Annotated in this window: 20 protein-coding genes and 1 tRNA gene; 17 read left to right on the top strand and 4 right to left on the bottom strand. The window is 57.9% G+C overall.

Going from position 1 to position 22,598, the window contains the following annotated elements; translation table 11 throughout:
• Positions 1-34: 34 nt before the first annotated feature.
• Together IC231_RS17320 and IC231_RS17315 are read right to left on the bottom strand one after the other, a co-directional pair.
• On the bottom strand, positions 35-1,417 hold the full coding sequence (locus tag IC231_RS17320; protein WP_190785743.1) for an ATP-binding protein: 1,383 nt from the start codon (positions 1,415-1,417) through the stop codon (positions 35-37).
• Positions 1,418-1,517: 100 nt separating this feature from the next.
• Positions 1,518-1,820 carry a hypothetical protein gene (locus IC231_RS17315; RefSeq protein WP_190785742.1) on the bottom strand — a complete coding sequence of 101 codons (303 nt, stop codon included), beginning with the start codon at positions 1,818-1,820 and terminating at the stop codon, positions 1,518-1,520.
• Between the two features lie 463 nt (positions 1,821-2,283).
• On the opposite strand from IC231_RS17315, the gene IC231_RS17310 reads away from it, so the two are divergent.
• Positions 2,284-3,930, top strand: coding sequence for a hypothetical protein (locus IC231_RS17310; protein ID WP_190785741.1), 1,647 nt, complete (start codon positions 2,284-2,286; stop codon positions 3,928-3,930).
• Between the two features lie 590 nt (positions 3,931-4,520).
• On the opposite strand, the gene IC231_RS17305 is transcribed toward IC231_RS17310, so the two are convergent.
• A tRNA-Met gene (locus IC231_RS17305) sits at positions 4,521-4,594 on the bottom strand.
• A 136-nt stretch (positions 4,595-4,730) separates the two neighbouring features.
• Here IC231_RS17305 and IC231_RS17300 point away from each other — a divergent pair.
• The 15 genes from IC231_RS17300 (at position 4,731) to IC231_RS17230 (ending at position 21,166) form a co-directional block, all read left to right on the top strand.
• Entirely contained in the window at positions 4,731-5,144 is a 414-nt protein-coding gene (locus IC231_RS17300) for an START-like domain-containing protein (protein WP_190785740.1), read from the top strand.
• Between the two features lie 112 nt (positions 5,145-5,256).
• Positions 5,257-6,690 carry an LptF/LptG family permease gene (locus IC231_RS17295; protein ID WP_190785739.1) on the top strand — a complete coding sequence of 478 codons (1,434 nt, stop codon included), beginning with the start codon at positions 5,257-5,259 and terminating at the stop codon, positions 6,688-6,690.
• Between the two features lie 115 nt (positions 6,691-6,805).
• Positions 6,806-7,081, top strand: a complete 276-nt coding sequence (rpsO, locus tag IC231_RS17290; protein WP_022823754.1) for a 30S ribosomal protein S15 — start codon at positions 6,806-6,808, stop codon at positions 7,079-7,081.
• A gap of 197 nt (positions 7,082-7,278) precedes the next feature.
• Positions 7,279-9,438 (top strand): polyribonucleotide nucleotidyltransferase, encoded by a 2,160-nt coding sequence (gene pnp / locus IC231_RS17285; protein WP_190785738.1) that lies wholly within the window; start codon positions 7,279-7,281, stop codon positions 9,436-9,438.
• Between the two features lie 132 nt (positions 9,439-9,570).
• Positions 9,571-10,434 (top strand): sigma-70 family RNA polymerase sigma factor, encoded by an 864-nt coding sequence (locus IC231_RS17280; RefSeq protein WP_022823752.1) that lies wholly within the window; start codon positions 9,571-9,573, stop codon positions 10,432-10,434.
• 240 nt (positions 10,435-10,674) lie between these two features.
• The gene (gene trxB, locus IC231_RS17275) at positions 10,675-11,622 is read left to right on the top strand and encodes a thioredoxin-disulfide reductase (protein ID WP_190785737.1); all 948 of its coding nucleotides are present in this window, start codon (positions 10,675-10,677) and stop codon (positions 11,620-11,622) included.
• Between the two features lie 146 nt (positions 11,623-11,768).
• Positions 11,769-12,893: a M23 family metallopeptidase gene (locus IC231_RS17270; protein WP_317173290.1), complete on the top strand. Its 1,125-nt coding sequence runs from the start codon at positions 11,769-11,771 to the stop codon at positions 12,891-12,893.
• A gap of 74 nt (positions 12,894-12,967) precedes the next feature.
• Complete coding sequence (gene bshB1, locus IC231_RS17265; RefSeq protein WP_190785735.1) at positions 12,968-13,687, top strand: bacillithiol biosynthesis deacetylase BshB1; 720 nt, start codon at positions 12,968-12,970, stop codon at positions 13,685-13,687.
• 501 nt (positions 13,688-14,188) lie between these two features.
• On the top strand, positions 14,189-14,881 hold the full coding sequence (locus tag IC231_RS17260; RefSeq protein WP_190785734.1) for a hypothetical protein: 693 nt from the start codon (positions 14,189-14,191) through the stop codon (positions 14,879-14,881).
• Between the two features lie 35 nt (positions 14,882-14,916).
• Entirely contained in the window at positions 14,917-15,369 is a 453-nt protein-coding gene (locus IC231_RS17255; protein WP_190785733.1) for a hypothetical protein, read from the top strand.
• Positions 15,370-16,527: 1,158 nt separating this feature from the next.
• Positions 16,528-17,502, top strand: a complete 975-nt coding sequence (locus tag IC231_RS17250) for an aspartate carbamoyltransferase catalytic subunit (protein WP_190785732.1) — start codon at positions 16,528-16,530, stop codon at positions 17,500-17,502.
• Between the two features lie 153 nt (positions 17,503-17,655).
• Entirely contained in the window at positions 17,656-18,936 is a 1,281-nt protein-coding gene (locus IC231_RS17245) for a dihydroorotase (protein WP_190785731.1), read from the top strand.
• Positions 18,937-19,025: 89 nt separating this feature from the next.
• Positions 19,026-19,364 carry a hypothetical protein gene (locus tag IC231_RS17240; RefSeq protein ID WP_190785730.1) on the top strand — a complete coding sequence of 113 codons (339 nt, stop codon included), beginning with the start codon at positions 19,026-19,028 and terminating at the stop codon, positions 19,362-19,364.
• A 42-nt stretch (positions 19,365-19,406) separates the two neighbouring features.
• A complete protein-coding gene (gene purE, locus IC231_RS17235) occupies positions 19,407-19,919 on the top strand; it encodes a 5-(carboxyamino)imidazole ribonucleotide mutase (protein ID WP_190785729.1) in 513 nt (170 codons plus the stop codon).
• Entirely contained in the window at positions 19,916-21,166 is a 1,251-nt protein-coding gene (locus IC231_RS17230; RefSeq protein ID WP_211539155.1) for a 5-(carboxyamino)imidazole ribonucleotide synthase, read from the top strand. Before purE ends, IC231_RS17230 begins: the two co-directional genes overlap by 4 nt.
• A gap of 164 nt (positions 21,167-21,330) precedes the next feature.
• On the opposite strand, the gene IC231_RS17225 is transcribed toward IC231_RS17230, so the two are convergent.
• Entirely contained in the window at positions 21,331-21,468 is a 138-nt protein-coding gene (locus tag IC231_RS17225) for a helix-turn-helix domain-containing protein (protein ID WP_190785728.1), read from the bottom strand.
• Positions 21,469-21,722: 254 nt separating this feature from the next.
• Here IC231_RS17225 and IC231_RS17220 point away from each other — a divergent pair, with 254 nt between their 5' ends.
• Complete coding sequence (locus tag IC231_RS17220; protein WP_190785727.1) at positions 21,723-22,532, top strand: hypothetical protein; 810 nt, start codon at positions 21,723-21,725, stop codon at positions 22,530-22,532.
• Positions 22,533-22,598: the final 66 nt, after the last annotated feature.

The raw sequence follows: 22,598 nt of genomic DNA, 5'->3' as shown, positions 1-22,598 counted from the left end.
ACAGGAGGGGTAACAGGTCGGTGTGGTAGTGGTGCTAAGCGGGCAGAGAAATGATGAATTCCGTGTACTCGCCTTCTTGTGTTTCAACGGAGAGCGTGCCTCCGTGCCCTTTCGTGACAATGTCGTAGCTGAGTGAGAGGCCCAGTCCGGTACCTTCGCCGGTGGGCTTGGTGGTGAAAAACGGCTGAAAGATTTTCTGCTGAACTCCTTCCGGCATGCCGGTGCCGTTGTCGCGCACACGCACTTCCACGGTATCATCGGGGCCCCGTCGGGTAATTACGCTCACGGTCGGCATGTAGCCATTAATTGAGGGCTGCATTTCCTTTCTTTTCTGAACGGCATAGAAGGCATTCGTGAACAGGTTCAGCAGCACGCGTCCCAGATCCTGCGACACGGCCTCTACTTTGCCCAGGCTCATATCAAAATCGGTGTGCAGCGTGGCATTAAAGCTCTTGTTTTTGGCGCGCAGGCCATGGTAGGCCAGGCGCAGGTACTCATCGGCTAGCAGGTTGATGTCGGTAGGCTGCCGCTCACCGGAACTGGCGCGGGAATGCTCCAGCATGCCGCGCACGATGCTGGCCGCCCGCTGCCCATGGTGGTTGATCTTCTGTAGGTTCTGCTTCAGGTCGGCCAGCAGGTCGGCTTCCAGTTCGGCGTCGCGCTGGGGTTTTTGCTGCTCTTCTTCCAGCTCGCTCACCAGCTCCGTGCTGACATCGGAGAAGTTGGTCACGAAATTGAGCGGGTTCTGAATCTCGTGGGCAATACCGGCTGTTAATTCCCCCAGGCTGGCCATTTTTTCGGCCTGGATGAGTTGCGCCTGGGTGGTTTTGAGTTCGGTCAGGGCCTGTTGCAACTCTTCCGCCTGCGTGGTGAGCGTAGCGGTGCGCTCGGCTACCAGCCGCTCCAGCTCGGCGTTCTGCGCCTCAATCCGCTCCTTGGCTTTCGTTTCCTCTTCCCGCAGCAGCCGCTCGGCTTCCAGGGTTTTCTTCTGGCTGCGGGCAATGAATACGAAGGTGATAAGCCAGATCAGCGCAAAGCCTTGGGAGGTTTCAAAAATGTCATCGTAGCGCTTCATCAGCTCCCGGCCCGTCACGGCCAGAACCAGCTCAATGGCCGAATACACAACGTACGGCGCCAGCGCCAGCAGCAGCGTGCGGGCCGGCCGATAGTCGCGTAGGCGTGCCAGAACCAGCAGCACCGATGCCAGCACGAAGAGCATATACAGCTCGTCCAGCTGGTCGGTTCGCCACCGGAACACAGTCGCCAGCAGGGTCAAGGCGGCTCCCGGCACCCAGATGTAGGTCAGCAGCGCATTGAGCCGCGGTATTCGGGTGGGCAGGTCCAGAAACCGTCGGAGCGCGCGGACGATTAGCAGGGCCATCAGAATACTGATCAGGAGCGAGGTATTCAGGCTCATAAGGAATGCCGGTCAGGTGTGGAGTGTGGAGGACACAGGCGCTGGTGGCCTCTGTCGTGCCGTCCGGCAGGTGCAAACTAGCGTTTTGTGGCTAATCGTGCTACTTCTGCGGGGTGCGGGCCGCGTCTTTGCTGCCACCCCAGTTGCCCGGAAGCGGCAGCGTAAGCTTCATAACGGGGTTGCTGGTGCGTGGCGCCCGTTTCAGGGCGGCTTTCTTGTCCTTGCCTTCGTCGCCGGAAAACAGGATGGTGGCATAGTCCTTCACCACGCCCACCGCCGAAGGCAGCGTGAGCGTCACAACCAGTTGCCGCTGCGTTTTACCGGTCGGCTTGCCCGGTGGCAGGCTTTGTGCCAGCCCTTCCTCCGCCCGCAGCCCGCCCGCTCCAAGTAGAAAAAGTAACAAATAAAGCCTGACGTGAATCATATAAGTGCGGATGCAGGCGAACCGGAATAGATAGGAGGCGCCGGGCTCACTGGATATCGGTCGGCAAGGTATCATGCGGCAGCGGCCAATGCAATGAAAAACTGTCGGCAGTGCCCGTTGCGGGTAAAAACCCTCCGGTTTATCTGATGCTTGCTTTGGCCGATGGGTTGCCTGCGCCCCTGCTGCTGGCCTAGCGCCTAGCCTGCTGCTACGCCACGCCAAGGCGGCGCTCAAGAGTCTTGGTGCTCGACGGGCTGGAGACAGCCGGCCAGTACCAGTTCCAGACCCCGGCCTATACTACCGTGTGGTAGGATCTGCTGTGCATTTGGGCGTAGGAGTAGGCTGGTTTGTGCTTGATAAACAGAGGTATATACCTATAATTAGGTATTCCGAAAACAGGAGCTGACCAGTAGTTTTGCCATGTATCATTTCAAGGCAAGTCATGAAAAAAATCTACTCAATTCTCGCACTGCTTCTGCTCGTCTGGGCGGTCATCTCGTGTGATAAGAAGTCGCCGGAAGACCCAATGCCGGAGGAGGAGGTCAACATTGAGCGGCATGAAATTCAGGGGGCCGTTGTGATGCCAGCCGGTAGCACACGCAGTGTGAACGGCCTCACTGTCAACTCGCCCGTTGGGCAAATGACCGTCGCCAACGGCCAGTATCAGATTACCACGCTGCAGAACGAGTTTACCACGCAAATGGTAACCGATGCTGGCGGTGAGCCGGTCCTGATGGGCTACAGCTATCCTGGGCAAACGGACTTCACTATCAATTCCCGTTCCACGGCCCTGGCTATGCTCATGAGTACGCCGACGGCCTATTCGCTCAGTGCAGCCGGCAAACGACAGTTGATTACCGAGGTTCAGTCCGATCCGGCCTTCGCCGGGGTTGTGCAGCAAGTAGAGTACTTACTGCGAGGTTCTACGCCCTTACTGTCGCCTAGCAGCAACGTGCTGGCCCAGGTATTGAATACGCTTTTCACTAGTGTTGCGAACCGGGGAACGGCCACGGGTGCCAGGCCCATCAAGATCCTGCGTAGCGGCCGCAACTTTGTGTTCCAGAATACCGGCGTTGGACATGCGTCGGTTGTTGGAATTTACAAGGATAACGTCCTGCAGAAGCGAGTGACCGTGGGGCCAGTCAACTATATCCCCACCTCACTGGCGGACGTAGTTCGGCAGGGCATTGGAGGGCTGAATCCCGTGCAAGAGGAGTATGCGCTCAGCGGAGACGGCCTGTTTCAAATCAAGATCCGCACAGGTAAACCCAGCAGCGTCGACAACAGCGCGGAGTTTGCCAGTGCCTACCATGAGAATTTGACGGACATGAGTCTGCAATTGCTGCTAGGGGCCTTGCCCCACCTGAAGGGCAACAAGACGTGTCTTGCCGCTGTCCGCACGACTATGGTTGGGATTATACGCGACATTACCTCTACTATCGCTACGCCCACTTCTTCCTCCGTGGCCGCCTTTAGCTCTGTTGTAACCGTGGTGACCAGCTCCTCGGTAACCTTACTGCAGACGGCGCTGAGTTGCGTGGAGAGCCAGGCCGAGCAAGGCAAGGGTAGTGCCTTCCTGGCAAGCATGAAGAAGTGGTATACCTTTACTTCTACTCAATTCAATACCATTGCGAATGTGGGGGCTACGCTCAACGTGAGCAAATCCATCTTCGACTGGTATACCACTGCGCCCGCCCAGGATACGTGCTTTCAGGTTAATGGCACTACAGTACAGGGTACCTGCTGCGATGACCCTGCCCGGTTTGCCCTGCTCAGTGGCGGCAGCAGCAAGGTGTGGCGCTACGTAGCCATAGATGGCCGTGCTGTTGCCCCTTATTGCGGCCGCTACGACACGAAGACCTTCACCAGTGCCCGGCTGATGACCAACACGATTTGGGGAGGCGACCCGGTCAACTGCACCTCTGTCAACAATAGCATTACCGTGCAGATGTGCGGCGATAAGCTGGGCTGGGCCGGGCAGAACGGGGTGATTGGCTTTCCCTATCGTATCATTACCCTTACGGCCACCGAATTTACCTTTGAAGCACCTGCCGATAACGGGCTCCATATTTTCACCTACCGGCCGTGATTTCCACACACGTTCTTAGATAGATTTGCTCATTCCATACAACAAGGGCCGCTTCAGCTGATTGCTGAAGCGGCCCTTGTTGTATGGAATATTCTGATGTTAGTGAATTTCTGCTGCCACGGCTGCTCTTTCACCGGCTTACCAAGACCGTGTGAGAGGATGTACGCTATATTCAGGCCGAGCCCAAGTCAGCGCCCTGCGAACTGCCTGCGGAAATCAACCTTTGGGGTACGCCCGAATGCGCCGCAAAGCGAGAGTGTAGGGCTCTGCGCCCGATGCCGGTCGCAGCTTTGCGTTCCACTACCCACTCAGCTCCAACAGGAGCTGAATTTCTTTGAGTTTGTCTTTGCTCACCCGCCGCCGGTCGCGCAGGGTACTATTCATGCCCGTATACTGCTTGCGAACGAAGGCTTGCTTGTCGGTATCCCAGATCCGGTGTCGATGTACCGCCGCTTGGACATGTCGCCATCCGCGTCAAAAAGGCGGGGTTAGTACTCAGGCGAAAACATGGAGCGGTGATAAAACTGTGATACAAATATTAAAAATCAACAAAAACGGCCTCTCCGTAATGGAAAGGCCGTTTTAAAAAGTAGCGGGGACGAGAGTTGAACTCGTGACCTCAGGGTTATGAATCCTGTGCTCTAACCAACTGAGCTACCCCGCCGGGTTTTGGTGCTGCAAAGGTAAGAACAAGATTTGTACTGGCGCAAGCCTGTCGACAAAAAAAACCCGTGTATATTGGCTCCCAACCGGCATTCTTCGTGGCGCCGGACTAGTACCTTCTTCAGTCTGTTCTGCTTATGCCTCTTTCTGCCACTCGTCTCAAACATCGGTTTACGGTCGAATACCCCATCAACGCGTCGCCCAAAATTCTGTACCCGTACCTGGCCTCCGCCTCGGGCCTGTCGCAGTGGTTCTGCCAGGATGTGCGGATCGACGAAGACCACCGGTTCAATTTTATCTGGGACAACCAGCCTCATTTTGCCGAGATGAGCTCGCACCGCACCAACCGCTCCGTGCGCTACGTGTTCCTCGACCAGAACAAGCGCCATACGCCTGATGCCAATTACCTCGACTTCACGCTGGAAGAGTCGCAGCTGACCCAGGAAGTATACCTGCGGGTGTTGGACTACTCGGAAGAAACCGATGAAATTGAGCTGCAGGAAATGTGGGATAGTCTTATCCTGAAGCTGCGCGAACTGGTAGGCGGCTAAATACGTTTTCCGGATACGGAAGCCGAGCGGACGCGAAACGGACAGTACCTTCGTTTCTCGTTCGCTCTTTTTTGTGGCCGTCCCTGCGGTAGGGGCAGGCAGCAGCGCAAGCATGAAAAAACTCGATAAGCTGATTCTGAAGGCGTTTGCCGGCCCGTTTCTGCTCACTTTCGCGGTGGTGCAGTTCATCCTGCTCACCCAATACATGCTCAAGTACCTCGACGACCTGGTAGGCAAAGACCTGGGGCTGGAGGTAATCGGGCAGCTGCTGTTCTTTTTTAGTGTGCTGATGGTGCCCGTTTCGCTGCCGCTGGCCGTGCTGCTCTCGTCGCTGATGACGTTTGGCACCCTGGGCGAGCACCACGAGCTGACGGCCATCAAGACGTCCGGCATTTCGCTGACGCGCATTCTGCGGCCGGTGCTCCTGACGAGTGCCGCGCTGGCGGTGGGAGCGTTCTGGTTCAACAACACCATTGTGCCCAAGGCCAACCTCAAAGCTTACAGTCTGCTCTGGGACCTCCGGCAGCAGAAGCTGGCGCTTGACATTCGGCCGGGCGTGTTCTACAGCGGTATTCCCGGCTACACCATCAAGGTGAATGAGAAGCTCGGCGAAGACGGCGAAACGCTGATGGGCATCATGATTTATGACCACACGCAGGGCTCCGGTAACATGCGCGTGATTCTGGCCGATTCCGGCCGCATGTTCACGCGCTTCGGCGGGCAGTATCTGGGGCTGGAGCTGTTTCGGGGGCAGAGCTACGTGGAGCAGCCCGATGCCCGCAGCCGCTCCGGGGCCACCTTCATTCGGCAGGCCTTTAAGCGCAACATGATTACGTTCTCGCTGGCCTCCTTCAGCCTCGACCGGACCAAAGAAGAGCTGTTTGCGGAGAACAAGATGATGAAGAACATTCCGCAGCTGACGGCCTTCATCGACTCGCTGCAGAAGCGGCTTTACGCCGAACGGAGCCAGGTACCCCATCAGGTAGCGCCCTATTACTCCTATCTGCGCTTCGATACCACCGGGCAGGCGCAGAACCGCCGGGCCGAGGAGGTGGAAGTGTCCGATGCGCGCCTGCCGGTGGTGAATGCCAACGTGCTCGAGCAGGCGACCAACCGGGCCCGCAACCTACGTGCTTTCGCTGGCACTACCGGCGAACGGCTGGCAAATCTGGCGAAGGAATCAGGCAATTACCGTATCGAAATCTACCGCAAATACGTGCAGTCTACTGCCATTCTGCTTATGTTTTTGATTGGAGCGCCACTGGGCGCTATCATCAAGAAAGGCGGTTTGGGCGTTCCTATTCTGGTATCCATTCTTTTTTTTATCGTCTATTATATCCTCTCCATCATGGGCGAGAAGTACGGGCGGGAAGGAGTGATGCCGGTGAGCTTCGGTATGTGGATGTCAACGCTGGCTTTGCTACCGTTTGGCTTGTTCTTTCTGTATCAGGCCCGCAACGACTCCGGCCTGCTCGACTGGGACCTGCGGCGTTGGCTGCCGGCTAAGCTGCGCTGGCCGTTCCGTGGCTACCGCAAAGCGGCGTAGTTCGCCTCACGTCTAGCATCCTGAAACTATTTTCCTTACCTTTGCGGCCACCCCGAAGTGCGGGGTGAATCTTCTTCTTCCATTTTTAATCCAAGACGGGGAAACCTATCTGCCGATGAAACTTACTACCGAAGCAAAACAGGCCATTTTCGAGAAAAACAGCCTGCAGAAAGTGGCCACCGACACCGGTTCGGCCGAAGCTCAGATTGCGCTGTTCACGCACCGCATCACGCATCTGACTGAGCACCTGAAGGTGAACAAAAAAGACTTCTCGACCCGTCTGGGCCTGCTGAAGCTTGTTGGTAAGCGTCGTCGCATGCTGGATTACCTCCAGCACCGCGAAATCAACCGCTACCGCGCCATCATCAAGGAATTGGGCATTCGTAAGTAAGCTCACGGTCCGGAGCAGGGGACCTTCCACCACGGAAGGTTCCCTGCTCTTTTTTTGTCCGAATCTAAGTGCACCATTTACTGGGTTCGGGCGTTGCCTTTCCAGAATTTAATTTTTTAGAGCAAAATAGGGCCGCTGCCGGCTCTGTTTTTACGGCTGCTCGCCCGCTGCACGCTTTCCACAAGCAATCCTCTCAGATGCCCAATTACACCGCGGTTACCAAACACATTACGCTGCCCGACGGGCGGCAGATTTCCATCGAAACCGGCAAGCTGGCCAAATTCGCTGACGGCGCCGTAGTGGTGCGCCTCGGCGACGCCATGCTGCTGGCAACGGTCGTGTCGCAGCCTAGCTCGCGCGGCGACGTGGATTTTCTGCCCTTGTCGGTTGACTACCAGGAGAAATTCGGTGGTGCCGGCAACATTCCCGGCTCGTTCCAGCGCCGCGAAGGCCGCCTCTCGGATTACGAAATCCTGGTGTGCCGCATCGTAGACCGCATCCTGCGCCCGATGTTCCCCAAGGACTATCACTACGAGGTGCAGGTGATGATTACCCTGATTTCGGCCGATAAAACCGTGCAGCCCGATGCCCTGGCCGCGCTGGCCGCCTCGGCTGCCCTCTCGATTTCCGATATTCCCTTCGCTGGTCCTATCTCGGAGGTTCGCGTAGCCCGCATCGACGGCAAGATGCAGATCAACCCCCTCACCGCCGACATTGCCCGCGCCGACATCGACCTGATTGTAGGTGCCACGGCCGACTCGGTAGCTATGGTGGAAGGCGAGATGAACGAAGTGAGCGAAGAGGAAATGGTGGAAGCCATTGCCTTCGCCCACGAAGCCATAAAGGAGCAGGTGCGCGTGCAGCTGGAACTGGCCGCTGAAGTGGAGAAATCCCACGTGAAGCGTGAGTACCCCAAGTACGAGGAGAACGACGACCTCAAAAAGCGCATTCAGGAAGGTGTGTACGAGCACGCTTACAAAGTGGCGCACTCGGGCAACCCAAGCAAAGCCGGCCGTAAGGAAGGCTTCGGCGCTATCAAGAAGTCGCTGACCGAGAAACTGCTGGAAGAGCAGCCTGAGTTAGACATGAAGATGTTCGGCCGTTACTATTCGTCGGCAGAGAAAAAGGCTATCCGCGACATGATGATCAAGGAGCGCACCCGCCTCGATGGTCGTCAGCTCACCGAAATCCGCCCGATCTGGAGCGAGGTGAACTACCTGCCCGGTGCCCACGGCTCGGCGCTGTTCACCCGCGGCGAAACCCAGTCGCTGACCACCGTAGCCCTCGGTACCAAGCTCGATGAGCAGATCATCGACACGGCCATGACGTCGGGCTACAGCAAGTTCATGCTGCACTACAACTTCCCGGCCTTCTCGACCGGTGAGGTGAAGCCTAACCGCGGCCCCGGCCGCCGCGAAATCGGCCACGGCAACCTGGCGCAACGCTCGCTGAAGAAGGTAATGCCTTCCGACGACGAGAACCCCTACACCGTACGCATCGTGTCGGACATCCTGGAGTCTAACGGCTCTTCGTCGATGGCCACGGTGTGCGCTGGCTCGATGGCCTTGATGGATGCCGGCATTCCGGTGCGCGCTGCCGTTTCGGGCATTGCCATGGGCCTCGTGCAGGACAAGGAAACCGGCGAATACGCCGTGCTTTCGGACATCCTGGGCGATGAGGACCACCTCGGCGACATGGACTTCAAAGTAACCGGCACCGAGAAAGGTATCGTGGCTTGCCAGATGGACATCAAAATCCAGGGCTTGAGCGCCGAAATCATGACGGCTGCCCTGCACCAGGCCCGTGAAGGCCGCCTGCACATCCTGCGCGAAATGGCTAAGACCATTTCGGCGCCGGCCGCTGAGCTGAAGCCGCATACGCCTCGCTCGCACAAAATGCTCATCGATAAGGAATTTATCGGTGCAGTAATTGGGCCAGGTGGCAAGGTGATTCAGCAGATCCAGAAGGATACCAACGCCACGGTTATTATCGAGGAGAAGGACGAAAAAGGCCACGTAAGCATCTACGCTTCCAACCAGGAAGACATGCAGGCAGCCATCGGCCGGATTCAGGCCATTGCGGCCGTGCCGGAAGTGGGCGCTACCTACAAGGGCAAAGTGCGCAGCATTCAGCCGTACGGCGCGTTTGTGGAAATCATGCCGGGCAAAGATGGCCTGCTGCACATTTCGGAAGTATCGCACGAGCGCCTCGCCGCGCTGGAAGGCGTGCTGGAAGTAGGGCAGGAGATTGACGTGAAGCTGCTCGACATCGACAAGAAAACGGGCAAATACCGCTTGTCGCGCAAGGTGCTGCTGCCGAAACCGGAGCGCGCTGCTGATTCCAACGGCGCAGCGTAACCGCTGCCGCCGAACTTTCGCGGGTACCGGGGTGTTGCTTTCAACTGACCCGGTACCCGCGTTTGGGTATCCCTCGTATACCGGACCAACACGACCTTACTAGCATTAACACTCCATTCTCTCGCGCCCGCAATGAGACAGTTAAAAATCAGCAAGCAGATCACCAACCGCGAAAGCCAGTCGCTGGATAAATACCTCCAGGAGATTGGCAAGGTGGATCTGCTCACCCCCGACGAGGAGGTGACGCTGGCGCAACGCATCAAAGAAGGTGACCAGCAAGCGCTGGAAAAACTCACCAAGGCCAACCTTCGCTTCGTGGTGTCCGTGGCCAAGCAATACCAGAACCAGGGCCTGAGCCTGGGCGATTTGATCAACGAGGGAAACCTTGGCCTGATCAAAGCCGCCAAGCGCTTCGATGAAACCCGGGGCTTCAAATTCATTTCCTACGCCGTTTGGTGGATTCGCCAGTCGATTCTGCAGGCCCTGGCCGAGCAGTCGCGCATTGTGCGTCTGCCCCTGAACCGGGTTGGCTCGCTGAACAAAATCAGCAAGTCGTTCTCGGAGCTGGAGCAGAAATTCGAGCGTGAGCCTTCGCCCGAGGAAATTGCCGAAGTGCTGGAGCTGACTACCTCGGAAGTGGTGGACACGCTCAAGATTTCGGGACGCCACGTATCGGTGGATGCTCCGTTTGTGCAGGGTGAGGAAAACCGCCTGCTCGACGTACTCGAAAACGAGGACGAAGAATCGCCCGACACCGGCCTGATGAACGACTCGCTCCGCAAGGAAGTGCAGCGCGCCCTGAGCACGCTCACCAAGCGCGAAGCCGACGTAATTACGCTCTATTTTGGTCTGAACGGGGAACATTCGCTCACGCTGGAAGAAATCGGCGAGAAGTTCAACCTGACCCGCGAGCGGGTTCGTCAGATCAAGGAAAAAGCCATTCGCCGCCTGCGCCATACCTCGCGCAGCAAAGCGCTGAAGCCGTATCTGGGGTAAGTTTTTCTACCCCGCCGCAGAAAACCCTGACCATTGGTTGGGGTTTTTTGTTGACGTACGGTACCGCAGCTTCCCATTATCCACCTTTCTCGGCGTTTCAGACAACGTAATGAACTGCGGGAGTTGCCTTAATTTCGGTAACGCAAAGCTGAACCGGCCGAAAATCCGGCGTACTTGTACTTTTGCACCCCAACTTAACTCTACACGGCGCTGGCTAAACCCAACGCTTCGAACTTTCTCATGGCGACAACCACCCCGGAACACATTAAATGTCTGATTATTGGATCCGGCCCGGCCGGCTACACGGCGGCCATTTACGCGGCCCGCGCCAACCTCAAGCCGGTCATGTACCAGGGCCTCCAGCCCGGCGGCCAGCTCACGATTACCAACGACGTCGAGAACTTCCCCGGTTACCCCGACGGCATCATGGGTCCCGAAATGATGGAGGACCTCAAGAAGCAGGCCGCCCGCTTCGGTACCGATATTCGCTACGGCATTGCCACCTCGGTGGACTTCTCGGGCCACCCGCACCGCGTGATAGTGGATGAGAAGGTGGAGCTGACGGCTGATACCATCATCATTGCCACCGGAGCCTCGGCCAAGTGGCTGGGGCTGCCCTCGGAGCAGCGCCTGAACGGCTCGGGCGTATCAGCCTGCGCCGTGTGCGACGGGTTCTTCTACCGGGGCAAGGACGTGGCCATCGTGGGTGCCGGCGACACGGCGGCCGAGGAGGCTACCTACCTGGCTAATCTGTGCAACAAGGTGTACATGATTGTGCGGAAAGGGGAGATGCGCGCCTCCAAAATCATGCAGAAGCGCGTGACCGACAACCCCAAGATTGAGGTGCTCTGGAACACCGTGACGGATGAAATACTGGGCGAGCACGCCGTAGATGGGGCCCGCGTGAAAAACGTGCTGACCCATGAAACCCGTGACCTGGCCGTGGAAGGCTTCTTCGTGGCTATTGGCCACGAGCCCAACTCCAAAATCTTCCAGCCCTACCTGCACCACGACGAGCAGGGCTACCTGAAAACCATTCCCGGCACCGCTAAAACCAACGTGGACGGTGTATTCGCCTGCGGCGACGTGCAGGACTACACCTACCGCCAGGCCGTAACGGCCGCCGGCTCCGGCTGCATGGCTGCCTTGGATGCAGAACGGTATCTGGCGGCGCTCGGCGACCATTAAGTGGATGAGCGAATGAGTGAATGAGTGACCTGGTGGAGACGCTACACTTTATAACTGGTGTAGCACGTTCAAGCTGCCAATTCACTCCTTCACTCCTTCACCCACTCACTCCTTCACTCATTAACCTTTTGCCCTTGCTGAATTTTGTGAAACACTGGCTGCTGCCGCTGCTACTGATCGGGCTGTTTCTTGGCTTGCCCGGCCAGTTGCTGGCCCAGCGCCGCAAAGCGCCGCAGCCGAAGGCAAAAGCCGGCGCGGCGGGCAAGCGGAAGGATTTCTTTCGCATCAAATCCCCGACCATCCGCTACGTGCGGCCTGATACTACCATCCTGATTGAAACGGAGGAATTGCCCGACGAAGGCTCCGACGCGGCGAAATCAATCTTCTTCAACCCGGCCAAAAAGCTGTCCATCGTAAGCGAGGACACGACCACACTCAACGAGGGCGGCCAGCATATTGTGGAGGTGAAGGAAGAAGTTCAAATCGACTCTTCCTGGATTCAGGTAGCGGGCTATTACGCCATCTGGGATACGCACAACATCAACCCGTACCGGGTAGATGGCCGCCGCATCCGGGACACACTCAACCTGAAGCTGACCGAGCCGGAGCGGCAACGCTACGCCAAGATGCCATTGGTAAAAACGCCGCTTACGTCTGACTTTGGATTTCGGGGCTACCGCTGGCACTATGGGGTGGACCTGGACCTGGAAACCGGCGACTCGGTAAAGGCGGCCTTCGACGGGGTGGTGCGCATTGTGAAATGGGACGGTTCGGGCTACGGCAACTACGTGCTTATCCGCCATTACAACGGCATCGAAACGCTCTACGGGCATATGCAGAAGTCCCTGGTAACGCCAGGTACGTTTGTGAAGGCCGGACAGCTAATTGGCCGGGGCGGCAGCACGGGACGGAGCAGCGGCTCGCACCTGCACTTTGAGGTGCGCTACGAGGGCAACCCCATCGACCCGGAGCGCATGTATGACTTCCCGGATTACCGCCTGATCAAGGATAACTTCCAGATTACTTCCGGCCTGTTTGCCTACTACAGCAAGTCGTTGAAATACCGGGGCGGCAGCGTGCCGGGTGCAGCTGCGCGCAGTACCAGCAGCGGAAAGCCCACGCAGGCTCGCCGCATTGTCAGCCACAAAATCCGGAGCGGTGATACGCTGTCAGAAATTGCCGACAAGTACGGCGTTTCGCAGGCCCAGATTCGGCGCCTGAACGGCGGCACTGCCGTGCTGCGTGTAGGCCGTGTGCTGCGGATTAAATAAGTTTCCAGTTACGCGTTGCCCGTTGCCAGAACGGTGCTGGTAACACGCAACTGACAATGGACAACTAATTGCAAATGAAACTTGATATCCTGGCTTTTGGGGCGCACCCCGACGATGTAGAAATGTCGGCCGCCGGTACGCTGCTGGCGGCGGCGGCGGCCGGCAAGAAAATCGGCATCGTGGACTTTACCCGGGGCGAACTGGGCACGCGTGGCACGCCCGCCACCCGCGCGCAGGAGGCCGAGGTAGCCAGTCGTATCCTGGGACTGAGTGCCCGCGAGAACCTAGGCCTGCCCGACGGCTTCTTCCGCAACGACCGGGAGCATCAGCTGCCCGTTATTGCCGCCATCCGCCGCTACCAACCTGATATTATCCTCTGCAACGCCATCCATGACCGGCACCCCGACCACGGCCGGGGCGCGCAGCTGGCCTCCGAATCGTGCTTTCTGAGCGGACTGCGCATGATTGAAACCTTCGGCGACGACGGCCAGCCCCAGCAGCCCTGGCGGCCGCGCCTGGTATTCCATTACATCCAGGACCGCCAGATTCCGGCCGATTTCGTGGTGGATATTTCGTCCCACTGGCCGAAGAAGTGGGAAAGCATCCAGGCCTACCGCACCCAGTTCCACGACCCCGAAAGCACGGAGCCGGGCACGTATCTGTCTACGCCGGTTTTCAGCAACTTCATGGAAGCCCGCGCCCGTGAGTTCGGCCACCTGATAGGAGTGGAGTTCGGGGAAGGCTTCACCCGCGAGCGGCCTTTGGGCGTGCGGGAAATTACGGAGCTGATATAGGGTTGCCTTTGAAAATGCCGGAACGTCATGCTGAGCATGTGGCGCATCAAGCCAGGGACCGAAGCATCGCTACTGCTTCGTTGTTTCACTGCGCTTTGCAGGCGTGAAAATGGAAGCACCGAAATGCCGCGGTCAGCGCGGAATGACGGTCTGCTTGACAGTGAGGCGGTAAGCCAATTCATTCCCTCATCACTACTCTGCGTGTACTGCCTCAGTACCCAAAAAGCCCGTTCCTTCCAGGCCGGGCTTTTTATATGGAATTCAGCTCAAAACGAGAGAATTGAAGGGACGTGCGAGGTAAGCTTAAAGTCTGATAAAAGAGGGAAAAAACCAGCTTTGGTGTAGAGAAAGGGCTTTTTCGTGAAGAGAAAAAAGTCTGATGTGCAGAAAAGTTGCTCTGGCCCTTCAGCTGCCAGTCTGCTACTTCGGACATCCTTTCTGCATCGGCTGTTCTTCGGAGCTGGCAGGAGGGAAGGTACCCCACCTCATTTCTCTTCGCTTATGAAACGTGTTCCCGCCCGCCTGCCGCTCTGGTTAAAACTGGCCTTCACCGCCTTTCTGCTGGTGATAGTGCCGGTGTACTGGGTGAACTACGGCCCCACCAACTTCCTGTACTTCTGCGACGTTTCGCTGCTGCTGTGCCTGGTCAGCGTGTGGACGGAACGCCGCCTACCAGCTTCTATGGCGGCTGTGGGGATTCTGCTGCCCCAGGTGCTGTGGTGCGCCGATTTTGTGGGGGAGCTGTGCGGCCACCATCTGCTGGGCATGACGTCCTATATGTTCGATGAAAACCGCTCGTTGTTTCTGCGGGGCCTGTCGTTCTTCCACGGCTGGCTGCCCTTCCTCATCCTGTTTCTGGTGAAGCGCCTGGGCTACGACCGGCGCGCTTTGCCGGCCTGGACGCTGCTGGCCTGGGGCCTGTGCCTGGTAGCTTACTTCTGGCTGCCACCCGCCGGAGCCACCATGCCTGACCCCAAGATTCCGGTGAACATCAACTACGTGTTTGGCTTCGATGACGCCCACCCCCAAACATGGCTGTCCGCCCCGGTGTACTTGGTGGGCTGGATGCTGACGCTGCTGGTGGTCATCTATCTGCCTACGCACTGGGCCCTGCGCCGCTGGCTGGCCCCAAAGTCGGCAATGGGGCAGGTAACGGCGGAGTACCCGGTTAGGTTGGCGCTGAAGCAGGCGTAAGCTTCGATGATTTCTCTTTGATACACTATCTTGTTATGAAAATCACGCGCTTTACCGCTTCCGTTACCCGGCTATTCCTGATGTCTATTCTCGGCCCTGAGCAATTCCCTGACGCCAATGCCCAGCCTGCTACCGGCCGCCGCCAGCGCCTGGCCGGGGCCGCCGCTACCACCGCCACCCAGTTGCTGCCGCTGCTCAAGCTGCTCGATACCATCCAGCCCCAGGTGTGCAGCGACTCGGTGTTTCACCTGCGGCGACTGAAAATTCAGGCCCACTTTGCCGAGGTGCGCCAGGAAATGCGGGCGGAGCGGCCCCGGCGGCAGGCCCTGCAATTCGCCCTCCACGCCCTCACCGAGCTGGTGCGCGAAGAAGCCCGCGACATCAGCCGCGACGAGTTGCAGCAAGCCGCCAAGGAAGTGGTGCTGGCAACGCTCAAGAATGCGCCGGCTTTGGTGAACGTCGCCAATCAGGCGCGGCTGCTGGCGTGAGAAGCCGGGTTGCTTTACCAGCTAGTGAGCCTCATCCACTTATCTCTCTTTTATGAAGTACGAATTTATGAAGTACGAATACATTTTAATAGCAGGGTTTGTCCTATGTTCCAACCGCACGTTCAGCCAAACCAAGTCAAACCAAATCATAGAAGGAGAATACTCCTTTTGTCAAGGAATAGGTCGGCTTGATACTTTAGGCAGGCCCTCACCCACAGGCAAATATGCTGGTTGGAAGTATATGTTTTACGCAAATGGAAGATTCGTCGCTACTGCGTTTCTAAATAACTCGGCATTCGAGAGCCGTGGCACATGGAAACAGACCGCAACAGATTTGACGCTTGATGTTGATGATACACCCACTCACAAGCAGCATCCTTTCACTCGGCCACTATTTTGGTTGAACAGTGACTTGTTCTATACTTTGGGCCAAGAGGGAAAGAATGGTCCACTTGTTTATGATTACTATAAGAGAATAAGGAAAAATAGATAAACAGGCAGGATGTGTAGATTTCTCAATGTGAGCATTCTTACTTCCCCCACACTCCAATCGGTTGTGCTTCCAGGCGGAGCTGGTAACAGCCGGCGCATCGGCGGCAACGCCCGATTGCTTCTCTGTCAGGAGCATCTAGACCACTTCAGGAAGATGGCCGGCGTTGGTAAAGCAAGGAGTAATGCCCACCAGAATTTTTGACGTGGCCGGCCCGCAAAACGGCCTAGTATAGCCCCCGTTGGGGCTAAAATGAACGGTGGGAAAAGCAGGATGGAAAAAATTACCTGCACCGATGCGTTACCGGGCGTAACAATGCCGTAGTTTTGCAGCATGCTTCAACCCCAAAACCTGTTGATGAAGCGTGGAACCCTGCCCGGCAAGGACCCGCGAGTAGACCAGAAGGTCTTCGCCGCCGTCGGTTTTTCCGATTTTGCCGCTGCTGTTTCCGTTATTTTTTCTGCCTGTTGCCCCACCGCCGTTTCGGATTCCGAAACGGTTTTTTTATGCCCCTTGGGTTCGTCAGACGCTACCACTCCGCCCAACGCGCGGTGGTGGCCCGCGCCCCGGCTCCCATGGGTAGCTCGTTTCTCCGGCCCAGGGAATAGCCGATAAGACTTTCTATTGTCCGTTTTAGTCCGACAACCTCACTTTTCCTCATCTCCGGTATGGCACGTAAAGACCTCCTTGACATTGCATCCCTTCACCGGGAGGAAATCGAGTTTTTGCTCGATCAATCCACGTCCTTCAAAAAGCTGTTCACCCGCTCGGTGAAGAAAATCCCCGCCCTGGAGGGCAAATCCGTGCTCATGCTGTTCTACGAGGCCAGCACCCGGACGCACTCCTCCTTTGAGGTGGCCGCCAAACGCCTTTCAGCGGAGGTAACGAACTTCGACGTCGCCCACTCCTCCATCACCAAGGGCGAATCGGTGCGCGAGACGATTGAGACACTGCAGGCTATGCGCACCGACTACATCGTCGTGCGCCACGGCCACCCCGGCCTGCCCGCCATGATTGCCCGCCAAACCACAGCCTCGGTCATCAATGCCGGCGACGGGGCGCACGAGCACCCCACCCAGGCGCTGCTGGACGCCTTCACCATCAAGGAAAAATTTCCCGACCCCCGGGGCAAAAAAGTCCTCATCATCGGCGACATTCTCCATTCCCGCGTGGCGCGCTCCACCAGCACACTGCTGCAAAAGCTGGGCGTGGAGGTGGCGTACCTCGGCCCGGGCTCCTTAGTGCCCAAGTACGGCCCGACCACTATTCCCCGCTTCACCGACTACGAGGCGGCTATGGCCTGGGCGCCCGATGTGGTGTACCTGCTCCGTGTGCAGATGGAGCGCCAGGACGTGCAGTTTTTCCCCAACGTCCGCGAATACCACCGGGTCTACGGCATCACCACCGCCCGGCTGGCGGAAATCCGCGACAAAGGTCTCTACATCATGCACCCCGGCCCCGTGAACCGGGGCGTGGAGCTGTGCGACGCCGTGATGGACTACGAGCGGAGCCTCATCACTAACCAGGTCGAAAACGGCATTTCCATTCGCATGGCCGTGCTCGACTGGCTGACGCCGGGCGGGGATTTCCCGAGGCAGGAAGCCTATGCCGCCCGGCAGCAAGCCGGCTCATCAGTGATGTAGCGCGAACTTTGTGGTTCGCGTCCCCGCGCCGTTAGAGTCAGCCCAGCGGCGCGGGGACGCGAACTACAAAGTTCGCGCTACTGAGCATTCCACAACAGTAAGTATTTACCTCTTCTACCCACCCCTTTGCCGGTTCTCCGCACTTCTCCCTCCATGCTCCTGCTCCAAAACGCCCGCATCGCCGCCGAAAACTCCCCCGTGCTTGTTGAGAGCGACGTGCTGATTGTTGAAGGAATCATTCAGCAAATCGGTACCAGCCTGGCTATTCCCGAGGGCGCCCGCGTCATTGATGCGCGGGGCCGGGTGCTACTGCCGGGCATGTTTGATGCCCACGTCCACTTCCGCGCCCCCGGCTTCGAGAACAAGGAAACCATCACCACGGGCAGCGAAGCGGCCATCAATGGCGGCATTACCGGCGTGGTGATGATGCCGAACACCCGCCCGGCGCTCGACTCGGCAACGGCCATTGCCACCGTGCTGGACAATGCCCGGCACCGCGCCCGCATTCCGGTGTACACCTCCGGCTGCGTCACCAAAAACCGCGAGGGCAAGGAACTGGCCGAAATTGAGGGCATGCACCGGCTCGGCGTGATCATGCTCACCGACGACGGCGACACCACCGCCGACCCGGCCGTGCTGCTGCGGGCCATGCAGTATGCCACCGAGTTCGGGATGTTTTTCGCCAGCCACTGCGAGGTGCCGGAGCTGGCCGGGCCGCGCGCCCTCAACGAAGGCGTGATGAGCTACCGGCTCGGTATCAAAGGCTCGCCGGCCTGCGCTGAGGAAATTATCATCGACCGGGATATCCGCCTGGCCCGGGCGGCGGGCGCGCACGTGCATATTCAGCACGTATCCAGCAAGATGGGCATGGAGACGATCCGCTGGTGGAAGTCGCGCGGCGACGTGAAGGTGACGGCGGAAGTGGCCCCGCACCACCTGCTGTTCACCGACGAGCACATCGGCGACTACGACACCAACTACAAGATGAACCCGCCGCTGCGCACCCAGGCCGACTGCGACGCACTGCTGGAAGGGCTCAAGGAAGGCGTATTCGACCTCATTGCCACCGACCACGCCCCGCACACGCCGTTCGAAAAAGCCCAGGATTTCATCAGCGCGCCCAACGGCATTACCGGTCTGGATACGGCCCTGGTTTCGCTCTACCACTTCTTCGTGGAGCCCCGCAAATTCGGGTGGGATGTGGTAGTGAAGCGCTATTCGGCCGAGCCCCGCCGCCTGATGGGCCTGCCGGTAGCCGCCATTGAAGTCGGCCAGGAAGCCAACTGCGTGTTGTTCGATACTGAGGCTGAAACTACCTTCACCAAGGAGTTTATGAAATCCAAATCCCAGAACACGCCCTTCATCAACCAGACGCTGCAAGGCCGGGTGGACCTGGTGATTCTGGGCTCCGAAATCCTGCTGGAGCGGGAATAGCAACGCTCGGATAAATAATAACGTCATGCTGAGCGCAGCGAAGTATCTCTACCGCTTCGTTGAGTTGTTTCACTCGACCCATTAAAGCAATGGATGCAAATCAGTATAAGCAGATGAAAGAACACGGAAACGTTCTGGATTTTGCCACTCTGAATGACACACGCAAAGTTTTGGCGCAACGTGGTCAAGCGGATCTTGCTGACCTTGTTACCCGCATTCTGTCAAACGGCAAGATTGACAAACCCCGTTTGCATAATGCTCCACTGGAACACTTCTCCGATTTCTATCGGGTCAGCTTAGCCGCTGAAGATGTGGCGGCTATTGTTTCAGTCCTATTCGACTACGAAACTGAAGTAGTCGACATTAATCCATCAGCAGCTGAATTAATTGACAGATGGAACAACCTAAATGAGCTACTGAATCGGTAGAGATGCTTCGGCTTCGCTCAGCATGACGACCAACAAATTTCGATGAGTACTACTTCCTCCTCCAATACCCCCAAACCCTTAATCGGCGTCGTCATGGGCTCCAGCAGCGACTGGGACACCATGCAGCACGCCGTGCAGATTCTCACGGAATTCGGCGTGGCCCACGAAGCCCGCGTGGTGTCAGCCCACCGCATGCCCGACGATTTGTTTGCCTACGCCGAACAAGCCGGTCCGCGCGGCTTACAGGCCATTATTGCCGGCGCGGGCGGGGCGGCCCACCTGCCGGGCATGCTGGCCGCCAAAACCACCGTGCCCGTGCTGGGCGTGCCGGTAGCCAGCCGCCATTTGCAGGGCGTTGATTCGCTGCACAGCATCGTGCAGATGCCCAAGGGGGTGCCGGTGGCCACGTTTGCCATTGGCAACGCCGGTGCGGCCAATGCCGCGCTGTTTGCGGTCAGCCAGCTGGCTTTGCACGATGCTGCTCTGGCGGACAAGCTGCAAGCGTTCCGGGTCGCCCAGACCGAAGCCGCCCGCGCCATGACGCTGCCGCTATGAGCCAGGGAACTGACCTGACGACCATGACGCCGATTTTCCCGGGCAGCACGGATGCCGCCGGCCAGCGGGCCACGCTGGGCGTGCTGGGCGGCGGTCAGCTGGGCCGCATGTTTGTGCACGCTGCCCAGCGCCTGGGCTATTTCACCGCCGTGCTGGAGCCCGATCCGCAAAGTCCCGCCGGGCTGGTCAGCCACCATCACATCCAGACCGGCTACGACGACCCGGCCGGACTGGCGCAGCTGGCCCAGCTCTGCCAAGCCATCACCACCGAGTTTGAAAACGTGCCCGCCGAGACCCTGCACACGCTGGCCCACACCCGACCCGTGGCCCCCGGCGCGGCCGTGGTGGCTATTGCCCAAAACCGCATCGAGGAAAAAGCGCACTTTACGGCCTGCGCCGACGTGTCGGGGGTGACCTGCGCGCCCTACCTGGTGCTGGAAACGCCGGCCCAGCTGCAGGCCGTGCTGGCTGAGCGGGCAGATTTGTTGCCCGGCATCCTGAAAACCGCCCGTATGGGCTACGATGGCAAGGGCCAGGTGCGCGTGCAGACCGCCGGGGCGCTGGCCGCCGCCTGGGCCGAGCTGGGCCACACCGCCTGCGTGCTGGAAAAAATGCTGCCGCTCACCGCCGAGTGCTCGGTGCTGGTAGCGCGCGGCTGGGACGGGCAGGTGGTCAGCTTCGCCCCGCAGCGTAACGTGCACGTCGGGGGTATTCTGGCCGTGACGCACGCTTACGAAGGCGCGCTGCCGCCCGCTCTGGCCGACCGGGCCCGGGAGGCGGCCGTGGCCATTGCCCGGCATTTGGGCTACGTGGGGGTGCTGTGCGTGGAGTTTTTTGTGGTGGACGACGGCAGCGCCGACGGCGGCCTGGTGGTCAACGAAATGGCCCCGCGCCCCCACAACAGCGGCCACTACACCCTCGACGCCTGCGACGCCTCGCAGTTCGACCTGCAGGTGCACGCCATGGCGGGTCTGCCCTTGCCGCAGCCGCGCCAGCACTCCCCGGCCATCATGCTCAACCTGCTGGGCGACGTGTGGCTGGATGCCAGCGGGCAATTGCGGGAGCCCGACTGGCAATCCGTGCTGCGCCTGCCGGGCACGCACCTGCACCTGTACGGCAAAGTGGAAGCCCGCGCCGGCCGCAAAATGGGCCACCTGACCATCACCGGCCCGGACGTCGCCAGCGTTATGGCGGTAGCGCGGCGGGCGGCGGCGGTGCTTGGGCTGCCGGGGCTGGAGGCTATTTAGACAGGCTTGTGTCCTCACCAAACTGCCGCACGGCCTGCGTCATCAGCCTGAATGAGTTAATGATGCAGGCCGTGCGGCAGTTTGGTGACTGACTGGCGCGAGTTTAGCGGAGCGTAACTCGTGCCAGTCATTACCGGGAGGCTTTGCCTCCTCTGGCAGAACGACTAACGCCGCCCGGCCTCTACGTGCGCCACCACCGCTCCGCTCACGCCCACAAACCGGCCCAGCTCTTCCTGAGTAAGCCCAAAATGGGTGCGGACCGCTGCCGTGAGGCTGCTGGAGGGAAGGGCTTTTCGGGCCATAAGGAAATGTTGTAGGGTTGCTCTTATTTTTATCCGCAACCCTACAAACTAACCGCCCCACCCGTGTAGAGACGCATACTTGCATCTCATCGTTGAACGATAGAATAAGTGCCGCCCGGCTGCGGGGAAGTACTGCTTCTTACCGCTTCCCCGCAGTCGCTCGGCTATACCGAGCAACTGCGGGGGAAATTTCTTTCTTTAGCACATATAAATTGTGTGCTGTCACCGATATTCTAGACGACTACAGAGTAAATATGTCTACAAAGAAGAAGCCAGTCAACGCTATTGACAACCTGATTGATGCTGTAGCAGGAACAATCCTTCAAGGCAAGAATTCGGATTTATTCCTGAGAGAACCAGAAAATCTCCGTCTGCTGGACTTTTTCATCCGCCATATAGCTGACTTGCAGAACTTCATTGGTCTGTTCAAAACCCATTATCTACCGGCTGCGAATAAATCAACAGTGGATGCGAGAAAGCAAGTAGCTTCCTCTAAGTACAAATCCTTTTTTGACTTAACGGACGAAGACTTGAAGGAAAACGTTTACGAAACAGTTCGCTTAGGATATGTGGGCTTATATCACAAATTGGAAATTTTCGTGGAAGGCGTCGGTAATCAACGTTCCGTCATCAAAGAAACCTACCTCGAAGATGATGAGGAATACAAATTTGAGAACATTTTCAAATTCCTGCATTCCGAGTTTGGCCTTTTGCGTACTGATCTGAAAAAGGACATTAACCCCAAAATCAATCGGATCCGACTCATCTGCAATAAAGTCAAGCACGATGATGGCATCATTAGCGGCGCTGATGATAAGTTGGTGCTCTCGAATCCAATCTTTCTCTTAGACAAAGGCAGACGCTTAAGGTTACCTGCTGAGGTGTTATTTGCTGATGCTAATTACATAAAAGATTTTATGAAAGATGTTTTCATTCTTATCAACCTTGTATCTGTCTACTACCGATTCAGCAAAGGCTCTTTTGCTGAATCTAAAGAAGGAGAAGAGCATTTAGCTAACTTGAAGACAAGTATTAAGAATTACGTAGACCTACTCCGTAAATAACCCCCACGATACAATACCCACGTGGCTTTCCCAATTAGGCAGGTCACTCAAGAATATAGAACTAAA

Source organism: Hymenobacter duratus (genome assembly GCF_014698995.1).
In the GTDB taxonomy this organism is placed as follows: Bacteria; Bacteroidota; Bacteroidia; order Cytophagales; family Hymenobacteraceae; genus Hymenobacter; species Hymenobacter duratus.
Note: the sequence above shows the minus strand (reverse complement) of the source record. Positions and strands in the feature narration are given on the sequence as shown.